Origin of the sequence: Aquicoccus sp. SU-CL01552 (assembly GCF_040365005.1) — a bacterium.
Taxonomy (GTDB): domain Bacteria; phylum Pseudomonadota; class Alphaproteobacteria; order Rhodobacterales; family Rhodobacteraceae; genus Antarcticimicrobium.
This window is the reverse complement of sequence record NZ_BAABWV010000034.1, coordinates 1-14,880: the sequence shown is the minus strand read 5'-3', so window position 1 is coordinate 14,880 and position 14,880 is coordinate 1. Positions and strand designations below refer to the sequence as shown.

At 57.8% G+C, this 14,880-nt stretch carries 13 protein-coding genes; 12 read left to right on the top strand and 1 reads right to left on the bottom strand.

The window, feature by feature from the left end:
* The coding region (locus ABWV23_RS22070; protein ID WP_353351825.1) for a hypothetical protein at nt 1-380 on the bottom strand (380 nt) is incomplete at its 3' end.
* 88 nt (nt 381-468) lie between these two features.
* Between ABWV23_RS22070 and ABWV23_RS22065 the strand changes: the two genes are divergently transcribed.
* From ABWV23_RS22065 to ABWV23_RS22010, 12 genes are all read left to right on the top strand, one after another.
* Nucleotides 469-2,163, top strand: a complete 1,695-nt coding sequence (locus ABWV23_RS22065) for a tetratricopeptide repeat protein (protein WP_353351823.1) — start codon at nt 469-471, stop codon at nt 2,161-2,163.
* Between the two features lie 230 nt (nt 2,164-2,393).
* Nucleotides 2,394-4,196: a flavocytochrome c gene (locus ABWV23_RS22060; protein WP_353351821.1), complete on the top strand. Its 1,803-nt coding sequence runs from the start codon at nt 2,394-2,396 to the stop codon at nt 4,194-4,196.
* Nucleotides 4,197-4,199: 3 nt separating this feature from the next.
* A complete protein-coding gene (locus ABWV23_RS22055; RefSeq protein ID WP_353351818.1) occupies nt 4,200-4,733 on the top strand; it encodes a hydrogenase maturation protease in 534 nt (177 codons plus the stop codon).
* Entirely contained in the window at nt 4,726-5,133 is a 408-nt protein-coding gene (locus tag ABWV23_RS22050; RefSeq protein ID WP_353351816.1) for a hydrogenase expression/formation C-terminal domain-containing protein, read from the top strand. The genes ABWV23_RS22055 and ABWV23_RS22050 overlap by 8 nt, the downstream gene beginning before the upstream one ends.
* Nucleotides 5,096-6,220, top strand: a complete 1,125-nt coding sequence (locus tag ABWV23_RS22045; protein WP_353351814.1) for a hydrogenase small subunit — start codon at nt 5,096-5,098, stop codon at nt 6,218-6,220. The genes ABWV23_RS22050 and ABWV23_RS22045 overlap by 38 nt, the downstream gene beginning before the upstream one ends.
* Nucleotides 6,217-6,876: a hypothetical protein gene (locus ABWV23_RS22040; RefSeq protein WP_353351812.1), complete on the top strand. Its 660-nt coding sequence runs from the start codon at nt 6,217-6,219 to the stop codon at nt 6,874-6,876. The genes ABWV23_RS22045 and ABWV23_RS22040 overlap by 4 nt, the downstream gene beginning before the upstream one ends.
* On the top strand, nt 6,873-8,201 hold the full coding sequence (locus tag ABWV23_RS22035; RefSeq protein ID WP_353351810.1) for a (Fe-S)-binding protein: 1,329 nt from the start codon (nt 6,873-6,875) through the stop codon (nt 8,199-8,201). The genes ABWV23_RS22040 and ABWV23_RS22035 overlap by 4 nt, the downstream gene beginning before the upstream one ends.
* Entirely contained in the window at nt 8,198-9,937 is a 1,740-nt protein-coding gene (locus ABWV23_RS22030; RefSeq protein WP_353351808.1) for a nickel-dependent hydrogenase large subunit, read from the top strand. Before ABWV23_RS22035 ends, ABWV23_RS22030 begins: the two co-directional genes overlap by 4 nt.
* 241 nt (nt 9,938-10,178) lie before the next feature.
* Complete coding sequence (locus ABWV23_RS22025) at nt 10,179-10,682, top strand: spore coat protein U domain-containing protein (protein ID WP_353351806.1); 504 nt, start codon at nt 10,179-10,181, stop codon at nt 10,680-10,682.
* 75 nt (nt 10,683-10,757) lie between these two features.
* On the top strand, nt 10,758-11,192 hold the full coding sequence (locus tag ABWV23_RS22020) for a fimbrial biogenesis chaperone (RefSeq protein WP_353351804.1): 435 nt from the start codon (nt 10,758-10,760) through the stop codon (nt 11,190-11,192).
* Between the two features lie 69 nt (nt 11,193-11,261).
* Nucleotides 11,262-13,682, top strand: a complete 2,421-nt coding sequence (locus ABWV23_RS22015) for a fimbria/pilus outer membrane usher protein (RefSeq protein ID WP_353351802.1) — start codon at nt 11,262-11,264, stop codon at nt 13,680-13,682.
* Nucleotides 13,619-14,620, top strand: a complete 1,002-nt coding sequence (locus ABWV23_RS22010; RefSeq protein WP_353351800.1) for a Csu type fimbrial protein — start codon at nt 13,619-13,621, stop codon at nt 14,618-14,620. The genes ABWV23_RS22015 and ABWV23_RS22010 overlap by 64 nt, the downstream gene beginning before the upstream one ends.
* Nucleotides 14,621-14,880 lie beyond the last annotated feature (260 nt).

The following is a 14,880-nucleotide window of genomic DNA, read 5'->3' as shown; positions in this document are numbered from 1 at the left end:
AGGCAGGTCAGCTGTCTTCGCCGTGCTGTCGTCATCGGGGCTCCTCTCAGACGACGGCGAGAAACCCGGTTGATCATCGCAAACCGCCACCGGCAGGCAGGATTTCCGCCAACAACTTGACGATACCCTACTGGAGGTCGGAAGCCCGTGCCCTTTCTTGCTGTGCAGGAAGCCTCCACCCTTTCGGGAAAATGGAAAATACCCTTCCACGAAAACTCGACTGGCTCCATATTTTTCCCTTTATTTTCTGTAACTTGGTAGTTTTCCTCCAAGCCCGCATTTCCGTTGTCCGGCGGCCCGGTGATCGTCAGACTACTTACTAATCGTCTCCTGAGCGGCGGCGGCACTTCAACCTCCGATACTGCCGTCCAGCAGCGCATGGAAGTTGCTGCTAGGTTTCGCAGGCTGCCTTAGCTGCTTCGAAAGTCAGGGACGCTCTGTGACGCCAGCGACCAAGTGGATTACATGATGAGCGAGATCATGCAGTTGACGAATGCACTTCCGAGCGACTCGATCAGGACCCAGCTGGCCCGGATCATCGGCAGCCGGGAGTTCACCAATGCCCCACGCCTGTCGCGGTTCCTGACTTATCTGGTCGAGGAAGCCCTGGCGGGACGTTCCGATCATTTGAAAGGCTACACGATCGGTGTGGACGTCTTTGACAAGCCGGCAGATTTCGATCCCCAGACGGACACCATAGTTCGGGTCCAGGCGCGCGCATTACGTCAGAAACTGGACCGGTATTACACGCAGAGCGCCAAGGACGATCCGATTCATATCAGTATTTCCAAGGGCGGCTATGCACCAACCTTTTCCACGTCATGTGATGACGAAAGGCCATCAGATGCGACCGCCACCCTGCGCCCGAAAGTGACCCGCAAACCATCAATCGCGGTCTTGCCATTTGATCGCTTCTGCTTTGAGAAAGATTATGATTTCATTTCGCTCGAGTTGGCCGAAGGGGTGATTTCAAACCTTTCTCGCTTCAGCGGTCTGTCCGTTTTTTCACGATCGACGACAGAGAAAGCCAAGCTGGATCATATGAGCATTGCACAAATGTATGATCTTTTTTATCCCGATTTTGTTCTGGAAGGCAGCTTTCGTATCCATGATGATTTAATTGAAACACATTTCAAGCTGATAGATGCGGCTGTGGACGAAGTCCTGATGACCGACAGCATCGAAATGCGGTGGGATGCAGGAAATATCAACGGTTTAAAGGACGAGATGGCTACGCGCATCGCTGCACGCATCGCAGTGGAATACGGCCCGATCGGGATTTATGCGCAGCAGGCCGGATTCACGGGAAACACGATCAAATGGATTACCCACGCCTGGATATCCCGGTATTTTCAGAATGGCTTTCAGCTAGATAAAAAGGCACGCGATGACATCGAAACGGGCCTTATGAATGCGGTGAAGTCTGACCCCACTTCAGCGGAGGCTCATGCCGCTCTCGCAATGATCGCAATCGAACAGTATCGCGCCGTGTCGCCTGATGTTGGCGATCCCGCAAGGCTTGATCGGGCGATGGAATGTGCCTCTCTTGCAGTACGCCTTGGCCCTCAAAGCGCTATGGCACATCAATCCATGGCGCTTGCATACTTTCATGCCCGACGGTTTGGCGATTTTCGCACCTCCGTACGGCGGGCGTTATATCTTAACCCAAGCCATTCCGACATGTTGGCGACATTTGCCATTTGTTTTGTCAGGCTTGCAGAGTGGGATGAGGCAATCCCGTTGCTGGATCGCGGTGCGGCCCTGAATCCGCTGCACCCCAATTGGTATCATATTCCGAAGGCGACATTTCTCATGATGACGCGGGGTCCCGACGAGGCGATCGCGGAGATCAAAAAGCACCCCATGCCGGATACCTTCGGCTTCCATTCCCTTCTTGTCTGGTTCCACGTGGAGGCGGGCGATATGGATGCCGCAAAGGTCGAAAAGGGGCGGTTGCTGGCCGCCGCGCCGGCTGCCGAGACGTTTACGAGGCGGTATTTCGATGCGATCTGCCTTTGCGATGAAATCGCCAACCGCGCAATTGCGGCGCTTTGCAAGGCCGGCCTGCAGATCGCCGGGCGAGAGGATCGCCAGGGTGGTTTCGCCCTCCCAAACGGCGATAAACAGGAATCTTTTCAGGGGCCAACACGCCTGCGTATTTGACCCAATGATGGAACGGGGCGGCTCGCTTTCGGCACTAAACGCCGGCGATCAACTTGTGGCAACCGGCCGGAACAGGTTTGCGGCCGCATCTCGGGCGTTCGAGTATTTCCTCACTTGGCGACCCGGTTTGAAACGGTCCTGGGTTTGCTCTCGTTTTCCGATCGACCTGTGCGCCCCCTCTATCCGGTCATTCGCTCATTTCTGGGCTTGGTGGCGCAGGTCCAACGACAGTGGACGCAACACTCGCCAGGACGGTCACCAACCTCTCGAAAGCTGTGGGCAAAGCGATGCTAGGCCCAGACAACGCAGGAAAGCGTGGATCGGGCGAAACGCTACCCATTCAGGCGGGGTTGAGGAATCCGTTTGATCACCAAAAACCGCTGCCGGCCGACGGGATTCCCGGTGACAACCAGGCAATCCCCACCAATGGCAATGTGCGAATTGACATTCGTCAATCTGAACACATCGGAAGCCGTCAATCTGGTGTCGTTAAGAGTGGCCTCATGTCAACTCGCCTTCGGGCGGGCGCGGTCAGGCCATTGGTGAGAAAGCACAACTTTCACGTCGCCTCAGGAGATATGGAGTTCACAATGAGTCAGTCGGAAACCAGGATGGGAAACGGTACCGCAGTACCGGAGAAGTGGGACGAAGACACCGATGTTGTCGTTATTGGCAGCGGTTTCGCGGGTTTGGCTGCCGCCATCGAGATTGCCGATACAGGCGCATCGGTGAAAGTCATCGAGAAGATGGACAAGCCGGGTGGCAATTCCATGATCAATGGCGGGCAAGTGGCGGCAGCGGCGTCTCAATGGCAGGAGAAACAAGGCGTCAAGGATTCTCCCGAGTTGATGCTGAAAGACATGTTGGCGGCTGGACTTGACCTTAATATGGTCGAACTGGCTCGTACGGTTGCAGAGAAATCCAGTGAGACCGTCAACTGGACCGTGGAAAGACTCGGGGCAGAATATGCCGACCGAGTGAATATCTTGGGTGGCCATTCGGTGGCGCGCACCCTGCAAACAAAGAACGGTCACGGGTCAGAGATCGTCAACCGCCAGGTGGCCGCCCTGGAAAAACTTGGGGTCAAGATTGAATATAACCGACAACTGACCCGGTTGCTTCAAGACGCTGACGGTGTCACTCAGGGCATTTGCATTCGCGATGGCTATATCCACCCCGAGACCGACAGCGGCACCGAGAAATACATCCGTGCCAAGAAAGCTGTAGTGCTGTGCTCCGGCGGATTCTCACGTGATTTGCATTTTCGGACGATTCAGGATCCACGTTTGACGGATGCATTCGATTCCACGAACCATCCAGGCGCGACCGCAGAGGGCCTGAAATCCGCTCTGAAAGTAGGGGCCGCGCCGGTGCAGCTGAGCTGGATTCAACTTGGCCCCTGGGCCAGCCCGGACGAAGAGGGAATGGGGACTGGGCCCGGTTTTGCCGGCGGTTCTGCCTTCCCGTATGGCATCATGGTCGATCCCTCAACGGGCAAGCGATATGTAAATGAGCTTGCCGACCGAAAAATCCGGGCAGATGCCGAGCTCAAGATCGGTCACCCATCGGTTGCGATTTGTGATCAATACGGCACCAAGTTCATCTGGTGGGGCCTGGAGAAGGATCTCAAGAACGGTGTTGTCAAAAAGTTTGATACTCTTGCGGAACTGGCTGCAGACTATGACATACCGGCAGATGCGCTTGCCGCGACGGTCGAGCGTTACAACGGCTTTGTTTCAAATCGTCACGACGAGGAATTCGGCAAGACGTTTCTCGACAACGTGCGACCGATAACCGAACCACCGTTCTATGCAATGCATGTCTGGCCGAAAATTCACCACACGATGGGTGGAATCGAGATCAACAGCAAGGCTCAGGTTGTCGATTTGGATGGGAATGTCATCCCACGTCTCTATGCGGCGGGTGAGGTCGTGGGTGGCGTTCATGGTGCCAGCCGTCTGGGAAGTGTCGCGATCATTGATTGTCTGGTCTTTGGACGGGTCGCAGGGCAAAACGCGGCCGCGGAATCGTGATCGGTGATTGTTCATGAAACAAATGGCTATCCGGTTGTGAAAGACTGGGTGGCCAACCGTCAAGGCGCCCTCGTGCTCGGACTGGGCAATACACTTCTAGGTGACGACGGCGTCGGCGTTCGGGTTGTTGAGGCGCTGCGCCACGTCGGCGAGACAGATGATCTGGAAATCGTCGATGGCGGGACCATGGGCTTCCGCCTGTCGGCCCTGATTGCCGATGCCAACACCTGCATCATCGTGGACGCAGCCGATTTGAAAGAACAACCAGGTACGGTGAATACCCTCACCCCCAACGATATCGAGGGTTGGTTCGCAGGCGGCACTCGGTCGACTGTACACGAAGCTGGTCTGCTCGATCTGCTTGGCCTGTTACGACTAGAGGAGCGCTTGCCCGAACGGCTGGCTATCGTTGTCATTCAGCCTCAGGATATCGACTGGGGTGAAGAGCTCAGCCCCGTTGTCGCCGCCGCAATTCCTGCGGCGATTGCAGCCATCCTTGACATCAAAAGGCAATGGGCGGTGCGGGGCCATGGCTGACTTCATGGAAACATCGCCAAGTGAAAATGGCATCGTTGCCGCGCTGATGGGCGAATTGGGCGCCTTGTTGGAAAAGTTTCTGGAAACCGGCGTTCGGGACAGCATCGACCTGCATCGTATTCCTCTGACGGATCAAGACCTGCTGGAACTCGAGCAGCAACTTGGAACGGGCGAAATCACGATCTCATTTGATGCACTCGGCGAGAGCCGCATAACAGAAACCGCCCATGCGGGCCTCTGGCGGGTCGAACATCGTAACCCATCAGGGGATCTGATCGCCCATCTTGTCGAGGTTGGCGACGTGCCAAGTATCGTTTCGGCCGGACGGAGCGAGATGAGGGCCGCAGCCGCAGCGATGACAAATGATCATTCCAGTTCAGGAGGGCCAGCAAATGCCTAGTTCAGAGACCCTTGGCGAGGAACTGGAACGACGTGGGATCAGCCGGCGCACCTTGCTGAAATTTGCGACTGCTATGGCCACGAGCCTGGCGCTTCCGCCCTCAATGTCGGCTGCGATTGCGCAAGGGTTGGCCAAGACGCGGCGCCAATCCGTGATATGGCTTTCCTTCCAGGAATGCACCGGCTGCCTCGAAAGCCTGACACGCTCGGAAAGCCCTGATCTGGAAACTTTGATTTTTTACTTCATTTCTTTGGATTATCAGGAAACGCTGATGGCTGCGGCTGGCACAACGGCCGAAGATGCCTTGTTTCAGGCCGCAGCCGACAACAAGGGCGATTACCTTCTCGTCATAGACGGCTCGGTTCCTGTCGCCGACGATGGCGTCTATGCCATGACGGGTGGTCGAAGTGACTTTGATCTGTTGCAGAAGCTGTCCCGCGATGCCAAGGCGATCCTGGCCATTGGCACCTGCGCCGCCTATGGCGGTCTGCCCAAGGCCGCACCCAATCCTACAGGTGCTGTCGGTATCGCGGATGTCATAGGCGACAAACCGATCGCCAATATTCCCGGCTGCCCGCCGATCCCAGAGGTGCTGACAGGTGTGCTTGTCAATTTTCTGAGCTTCGGGCGCTTGCCCGATCTTGATGAGCACGGCCGCCCGCTTGCGTATTTCGGGACCACGATCCACGATCAGTGTTATCGGCGACCCTTTTACGACCAGGGCAAGTTCGCCAAGAGTTTTGACGATGACGGCGCGCGCCAAGGCTGGTGTCTGTTCGAACTGGGCTGCAAGGGCCCGGTTACCCACAATGCCTGCGCCAGCCTGAAATGGGGTGGAGGCACCAGCTATCCAATCCAATCCGGTCACGGTTGCCTGGGTTGCTCGGAACCCGATTTCTGGGACAAGGGCGGTTTCTATACATCGCTGTCGGGTGGCGATGCGCCACCGTGGAGAACCGCGGCGGGCGCGGGTGCTGCCGGCCTGGCAATAGGTGCCGCAGCCGCTTGGAATGCGCGACGCGTTCGTTCGTCGGTTGATCGCCAAGTGGCACAGGAATGGCAGGAGAAGAAGGAGGGTGATGCATGACGCTTCTGGATTTGGCACGGGGCCCCGGCCTGTACTGGTCTGTCATCATCATGATTACCGGCCTTGTCTGGCGCCTTTCCACGGTGCTGCTTATGCCATATCGCCGCAACCTGTCCGCCCCGGGGGCGCGGGCGAAAGGCAGTTTGCGAGGGGCACTGACCACAATTGTGACCCGGACATCGCCGTACCGGTCCTTCCGAAGCCGGACGATGCCTGCATTGATGTTAAGCTACACGTTCCACTTCGGGCTGCTGATCATCCTGCTTGGCGGTGCACCGCACATCCTCTTGATGAAAACGGCAACCGGGCTTGGATGGCCGCCGCTTCCGAAAGGCATCATTTCACTGGCCAGTGGGCTTACGCTTGCCGCTCTCATTCTCGTTGCAATACGCCGTTTGCGCCATCCAGTGCTCCGGCTTCTATCGAACCTTGACGATTATTTTAGCCTCGGACTCACCATCCTGCCAGTGCTGAGCGGCCTCCTTTTGGCTGAGGAAACTTACGTCAGCTACGAGTTGCTGTTGGCCATTCATATCCTTTCGGTAGAGGCGCTGCTCATCTGGTTACCATTCGGAAAGCTCGCCCATGTCGTCCTAGTTGTTGCGGGACGCGCCGCCCAGGGAGCGAAATTCGGACACAAAGGGGCTATCACATGAAGGATGCGATGCCAGCAACCAAACGTCTCGCACAATCCCGCTCAAGCGAAAATGATGCAAGACTGCAGGCTGCAACAAACGGCTTTGTCGCGGATTTCGGTCGAGAAGCGGCGATCTACATGGAAGCCTGTGTTCACTGCGGCCAATGCGCCGAGGCCTGCCAATTCTATGTTGGAACCGGCGATCCCCGTTACACACCCATTCACAAGATTGAACCATTCAAACAGGTGTATGAGCGCCAGATGGGGCCGTTTGCACCGTTCTTCCGGCTGTTTGGTCTTGCGCCAAAGGTAACGCTTGAAGAACTCGAAAACTGGCAAGATCTGATCTACGACTCCTGCAACATGTGCGGGCGGTGTTCGCTGATATGCCCGGTCGGTATCGACATCGCCGACCTCGTGGAAAAGGCACGGCATGGCATGTTTGAGGCCGGACTGGTCCCGCCCGACTATCTCGGCGCGCTCGCAGAAAAGGAACACGCCACCGGGAGTCCTTTCGGAATTGCCGCGCAGGAGTTTCGCACCGCGTTGACCGAAATCGGGAACCAATTCGACGTCATAATGCATGTCGACAAGGAGCAGGCCGATATCGTCACAACCGTGTCGTCCATCGACGTCAAGATGTATCCCGCCTCGGTAGCGGCGACTGCAAAGGTTCTGAACCACCTCGGCGTGTCCTGGTGTTTTCGTACCGACGGTTTTGACGCCGACAACGAGTCGCTGACAGCCGGAGACCGCAAGGGTCAGGAGAGCGTGACACGCGCGATTGTCGAGGCCGCAACAAATTGCAAGGCCAAGGTGTTGATCATGCCGGAGTGCGGCCATTCCTATACCGAAATGCGCTGGGAGGCCGCAAATTCGGTCGGCCATGCCTTGGCGTTTCGTGTGCTGCATATGTCGGAATATCTGGCCGAGTGTATAGAAGACGGCAGCTTGCAGTTTAATCAAGTTGATGAAACCTGTACTTTCCATGACCCTTGTCAGGTCTCGCGGCGCAGCGGGCGCAGTGATGCGCCTCGTACGGTCCTGAAAGCGCTTGGTGTCGATCTGCGCGAAATGCCGGACTGTGGCGATATGAATTGGTGTTGTGGCGGTGGCGGTGGCGTGGCGCTGATCAACCGCGCGAAACCGCTGCGCGACACGGCCTTTCAGATCAAAGCGCGGCAGGTTGAGGAAAGCGGGGCGGACACGCTTTATGTCAGTTGCTCGGGCTGCCGTCAGACGTTTGATCACTGTGGCAAAGACCTCAACTGGGACCGAAAGATCGGCAGTCTGCTGGAACTGGTTGCTGACAATCTCACAGACAGGAAAGCGGTTGAGGCATGAAGGAACGCACAATCGTCATCGACCCTCTCACGCGCATCGAAGGGCACCTCCGGATCGAGGCCACCATCAATGACAAGGGTCAGATCGTTCAAGCTCTGAGCTCTGGTACACAGGTGCGAGGTATTGAAACCATCCTGCAAGGCCGCGACCCACGGGATGCATGGGCTTTCGCACAGCGCATTTGCGGTGTTTGCACATTGGTCCACGGCCTCGCCTCGGTCCGTGCCGTTGAGGATGCCCTTTCGATCAAGATTCCCGAAAACGCCGAGTTGATCCGCAACCTGATGGCCGGATGCCAGATGTTGCAGGACCATGTCATGCACTTCTACCACCTGCAGGCACTTGACTGGGTCAGTCCGGTTGCGGCGCTAAAGGCTGATCCGGCGGTTGCAGCGCAACTGGCGCAAAGGATGAATTACCCTGTCAACGATATTGCACATTTCACCTCGGTCCAAACCCGCATCAGCAATTTGGTCTCGTCTGGCCAGCTCGGAATTTTCACCAATGGCTGGTGGGACCATCCGGGTTATTCGTTACCCCCCGAGATCAATCTCATTCTGATCTCGCATTACCTTGACGGATTGGCATGGCAGCGAGAAATCGGGAAAGTCATGACTATATTCGGCGGTAAAGATCCGCACCCCAACCTTGTTGTTGGTGGTGTCCCTTGCGCCATCTCTTCGGGGAATGATGAATTGCCGGGCGGCGGTGATGGCACCGCTGTCAATCTGAGCTCCCTTGCGCGCGTCCAGCAGTTGATCACGCAGATGAAAGAGTTTGTCGAGCGCGTTTACCTGCCGGATCTCGTGTTGCTTGGTCAAAACTATCCTGAGTGGTTCAAGCGCGGTGAAGGCGTGAGAAATTTCATGGCTTATAGTGATCTTGGGATCCACACCACTGGCGGCTCTGGCGTCCCGAGCGGCGTGGTTCTCGACCGAAACCTGGATAGGCTTCACAGCCTTGATCTTGCTGACCCCGAACAGGTGCAGGAATTTGTATCCCACTCCTGGTACACTTACAGAGATGGTCCGGATGCCGGCTTGCACCCCTACGATGGGGAAACGGATTTTCACTATGACGGTCCAAGGCCGCCGTTTGAAAACCTGGACAAGAACGCGAGTTACTCGTGGATAAAATCGCCACGTTGGCGCGGCAAACCTGTTGAGGTGGGCCCCTTGGCACGGCTTGTTCTGCTTCATGCAGGACAGAACCAACCCGCGATCGACTTTACATCCGGCATCTTGGCGCAACTCGATCAGCCGTTTGATGCTTTGTACTCAACCCTCGGTCGGATCGTTGCGCGTGGTATTGAAAGCAAGCTTTTGGCCGAACGGATGCAGGGTTGGTTTGACCGTCTGATGGGCAATGTCAGCGCGGGTGACGTACATACCTTTGACGGGCACTCATGGCATCCCCGTGATTGGCCGGCTCAATGCCAGGGCATCGGCTATGTCGAGGCACCGCGCGGCGCGCTTGCTCATTGGGTGGTGATCGAGAACGGAAAGATCGCAAACTATCAAGCGGTTGTCCCTACAACCTGGAATGCGGGCCCTGCCGATAGCGCTGGTCAGAACGGCCCCTACGAGGCCGCACTGCTGGATAGACACATGCTTGAACGACCGGATGAACCGCTTGAGGTACTGCGGACGATTCACAGTTTTGATCCGTGCCTGGCTTGTGCGGCACATGTGCTGGGACCGGGTAACGAGGCTATTGTTCAAGTGAAAGTCGTTTGACGAATCCTAACGAATTTCACCATCGGGTGCGATCACGTCACAAAAGCCCGGCAATCCTCTTGGGGGGGGTACTGCAACCTGAAATCTGGAAATGCGCTTGCCCACGCTCAGTCAGAAACACGATGTCCAAACTGCTGCCGATTTCTCGAGGCGGACACAACCCTAGGCAGATTTTCTTCAAGGTCTTGAACACCTTACGGCGACAAGTTAATCTGTTGAAAACAAAAAAGGAATTATTGAAATGACACTCTTGAAGGGTTCCTTTCTGGTGACCTCCTTAAGCACAGCAGCGTTCTTGACGGCGACAGCGCAGGCTGCTGTGGAGGAAGGCACCTTGAACGTAACCGCTACGGTGATCGCGCAATGCACCGTCACTACGTCGGCTGTCGCATTTGGCGAGATCTCACCAACCCAGGCGGCCTCTGCCACGGGCTCCATTTCCATCAGTTGCGATGACGACAATACGTTGTCTTCGGTCATTCTCGATGGCGGCAGCTACGAGAGCGGGGGAACCCGCCAGATGAGCGATGGCGGAACCGAGTACATTCCCTACACCCTGGCCGTCGGAGGCAGTCCGGTCGCGGTAAACGGTGACATCGGCTCCAGCTTCACGCTGGCGGGAACGGGACCCTATTCGGACTCGGTCGACATCGACGGTGCGATCGGGTCGGTCGCAGCGCCGGGGCGTGAGTTGGGATCCTATTCGGACTCCATCACCGTTACGGTGACCTACACAGCACCTTAACCCCCGCAACATCCAGGCCAATCCGGTTTCCGTAAAGCAAAGACACATAGGCCGGGAGAGAGAAGGCAATCAGGAATGAAACTTGCGAAATGGATTGCGGCGACCTTGTTCGCCGCAGCGATCCTCCCTTCCGTTGCTGTCGCGGATTCCTTTTCGATTTCGCCCACCAACCTGCAGGTCAGCGGAGCGAAGCGAAACGCAACACTCACGGTGAAATCCGGCGGCCCCGGCCAGATGCAAGGGCAGGTCCGCGTCATGAGGTGGACGCACTCTGGGGGAAAGGACCACCTGACCCCGACCCGGGACGTCATAGCGAGTCCCCCGGTTCTGCGCCTTTCGCGCAATCAGGAGACAACGATCCGCCTTGTGCGTGTGAAAAAGACAGCCGTCCGGCAACAACGCGAATGCTATCGCGTCCTGATCGACCAGTTGCCCGGCACGTCGCAACGCAATTCCGCCGTCAAATTCACGATCCGGCATTCCGTTCCACTCTGCTTCGTGCGGGGCTGAGGTCGCGATCGGTTGGACACCGGATTTCCAGAACCAGAACCTCGGTCGCAGGCCTGGAAGGGAGGGGCCGTGATCAGGGCATCGGTTGCTCTTGCCGCAGCCTGCGCGAACGTGACGACCTTCGCTTGGGCGCGTGACAATGCGCTGCAGCCGGCCTCGTTCACGCAAGCCGCCCCCGACCAGGACAATAAACGAGCAGAGGAAGTGCGGCCTGCCACTGACGACGGGGTGCCACTTTTCCTTCTGGTGTCGCTCAACGGCGTGGCGACCGGTTTGATCGTCGAGTTCGTTTGGTTTTCAGATGTCGACCGCATAGGAATTTTGCCAGCCGACCTAAAGGACATCGGCGTGACGCCCCCGGTGTCCACCCGGGCGGTCCTGTTGCTGGACGACATTCCCGGGTTGTCCTACCACTACGATGCGGCAACCCAGGAAATCGAGATCTCGGCGGCACCCGAACGGCTACGGCGCCGTGTCATCAAAGGTCGGACACGGACGACCTATGCCGAGCCGCAGCCCGGCTATGGTGCGCTCCTGAACTATCACCTGACGGGCAACATCGGCAGCAACGTTCTCTCGGACGGCTTTCAGGTGGAAAACATGTTCGCTTCGCTGGAGGGGCGGCTATATGCGCCCTTCGGTGTGCTGCGAACCACCGGATCGGTCTCTTCGCGCGGCCTCGGCTTCGAGGGTACGCAATTCCATCGCGAAGACACGACATATAGCTATTCAAGCCCAAGGTCCCTTGTAACCTTCAGTGCCGGAGATGTCATATCTTCCGGGCAATCCTGGACGCGGGCGATCCGCATGGGTGGCATCCAGTTCCGGCGCGATTTCTCACTTCGCAGTGACATCGTAACAGATCCGCAACTGGCCTACTCGGACACGGCGGCCGTCCCCACCGCAATAGACGTTTATGTGAACAACGTGAACGCATGGTCCGGCACGGTTCCTCCGGGACCGTTCACCTTGACCGACCTCCCTTTGATTGGCGAAAGCGGCGAGGCGCAGATCGTCATCAGAGACGAAGCCGGAAACGAAGAAACCAAGACGATCGGCTTCTTCGCAACCGAGAACCTCCTCCGACGGGGCCAGATGGATTTTTCCTTCGAGGCCGGTGTCGCGCGCAAAAACTTCGCGCAAGCCAGTTCAGCATACGGCGACGAGCGGATGATGATCGCCAGCCTGCGGTATGGCCTGACGGACCGGCTGACGTTGCAGGGTCACGTCGAAGCAAACTCGCACTTGATCGCCGCCAGCGGGGGGATATCCTCGGCGCTCTTCAATCGGGCCGAACTCGGGCTGGCCATCGGCGCCAGCAGGTTCCAGGGTCAGACCGGATACTTGGGGCATTTCGATCTGCGGACCGACATTTCCGGTGTCGATCTTCGGATCTCGTCGACCCGCCATAGCGGTGATTACGCGGATCTCGCCTATGTCACGGCCTTGGCAGACGGCACTGCAACCAGCCCGGATCTGCTGCGCCCGGCCAAAGCGCAGGATGTCCTGTCGATATCAACGCCGCTGTTCTCGGACCTTTCAACGCTTGGCGTCAACCTCATCAACATCGAACGGGCGGATACCCGCAACACGATCCTTTCGGGTTCTTTCAGCAAGAAGGTCAAATGGAAGGATGCCGATTTTCGCGTCTCCGGGTTCAAAGATGTCTCGACTGAGAACTTCGGCCTTTCCATGGGGCTCTCCGTCCCGCTCGGCAAACACACCCGGGCCTCTTCGGACTTGCGGCGCGACAGCAACGGTCAACGGCGTGCAGGTCTGCAAGTACGGAAACCGCTCGATCAGGATGTCGGCAGCACCGCCTACAGAGTAGACGTGGAAAAGACCGGAGCGGGGGATGACAGCGCGTTCCTTGGCGGATCCTATCGCGGCCGTTACGGTGTCATCGATGCACGCCTGCAACGGGCGAATGATGGGAAAGTTGCCGCCGCCGCCAGTCTGGAAGGCGCCCTGGCCCTGAGTGGGGCGGGGCTGGTTGCCGGCAACAGGATCAGCGACGGTTTCGCGGTTGTCGACCTCGGCGTTTCCGATGTGCCGATCCTGTTGAACAATCAGCCCGTCGCAAAAACCGGATTGACGGGTAAGGCATTGGTTGCCGGCCTCGTGCCCTATCAGGAGAACCGCGTTTCGGTCGATCCCTTCGGCTTGCCGCTCAATGCCAACGTGATCGCCACCGCCATCCAGGCGGTTCCGGCCCGCCGCTCTGGAACCACCCTGCGCATGGGCCGTGATGTCGGCTCTTCCGCACTTGTGGCCCTGCACGACAAGACCGGGAACTTTGTGCCGGTCGGCTCCGAAGTCGTGGTCAACGGACGGAAGTCCGAATTCGTGGTGGGCTATGACGGCGAGGTCTGGCTGGAAAAACTCCGGCGACAGAACAGAATCGAAGTGATCAGCGCGGCTCTGCGATGCACGGCCCGTTTCGATCTTCCGCCAACCGAGGCAGCGTATCTGGAATTGGAATGCTTGTGAAAATTCGAGCCCTCGCGCGGGTCGCGCTGTGTCTTGCGGTCCTCTCAACCTTCGCCGGAGGCGCGGCCGCAGCGACCTGCACGGCCTCGATGACCGATTTCAACTTCGGAGAAACCTCGGTGCGCGGAGGCAGTACGCCGCGCACCTTGGGCACATTGCGGGTGGAGTGTAGCGCCCTGCTCGGCCTGGTCAGCCTGGTCAATCTGTGCATCACAGTGGGTCCCGGTGACGGACGAGCGGGCTCTTCAAATAGCCCGCGCTACATGCGCCGAGCCGATGACACCAAATTGGCCTATCAACTCTACCGTGGCGGCTATGGTGGCACGGTTCTGAACAATATCTCCGGGATCAGGCTGAGCTTGTCCGGCTCAACCGTCTACGAGGAAACGATCTACGCGGAAGTGATCGATTCCGGGACCTCTGTTAACGGTGGATACTATTCCTCGAATTTCGCGGCCGGCACCCATTTCCAGGTCACTGCAGGAACCCTGCTTTCCTGCACCTCCCGTGGCGTGCAGGACACCAGCGATTTCATGGTCTCCGCCGACATAGAACCAAGCTGCACAGTCTCAGCCGGCACATTGGACTTCGGGACGTTGGGCACCAATATTTCAGCCGCTGTTGCGGCGCAAACAACCATTGATGTGTCCTGCTCGGCCGGCGTGCCCTACTCGGTCCAACTCGGAGGGGGGCAAGGCCCGGGCGTTTCCGACCCGAGTTTGCGAAAAATGACATCTGGGAGCAACACACTGTCCTACGGCCTCTACCGCAATCAAACGCTGACAGCGCCCTGGGGGTGGACCAGCGGTGTCAACGATACCTCCAGCACGGGAACCGGGGCGGTCCAGTCCATCGCCGTCTATGGCCAGATCAACAGCGGCCAAACCGTGCCCGTTGGCGTCTATAGCGACAGCGTAGTCATTACGGTCAATTACTAGCGGGATAGGCCGGCAGCCGGCATTGTCAGGTTGTTGACGCGGGATCAAACTCGCCGTCAAGCAGAAATTCCGGTCTGATTGATCTGTTTGTGGCGGCGCAGGATGAGTTCAGCGCCAATCCTGTCTGTCTTGGCGCATGTGCCCCGGCTGGCCGCAAATGCCTGGATCTGGGCGGGAGGCACTTGCCTGATGGCGGCCCCGGCAGCGTCGACGGCCCGCGGAAGGAGGCGTAATCAGGTTGGCAGTCCCGCCGCTTTTCC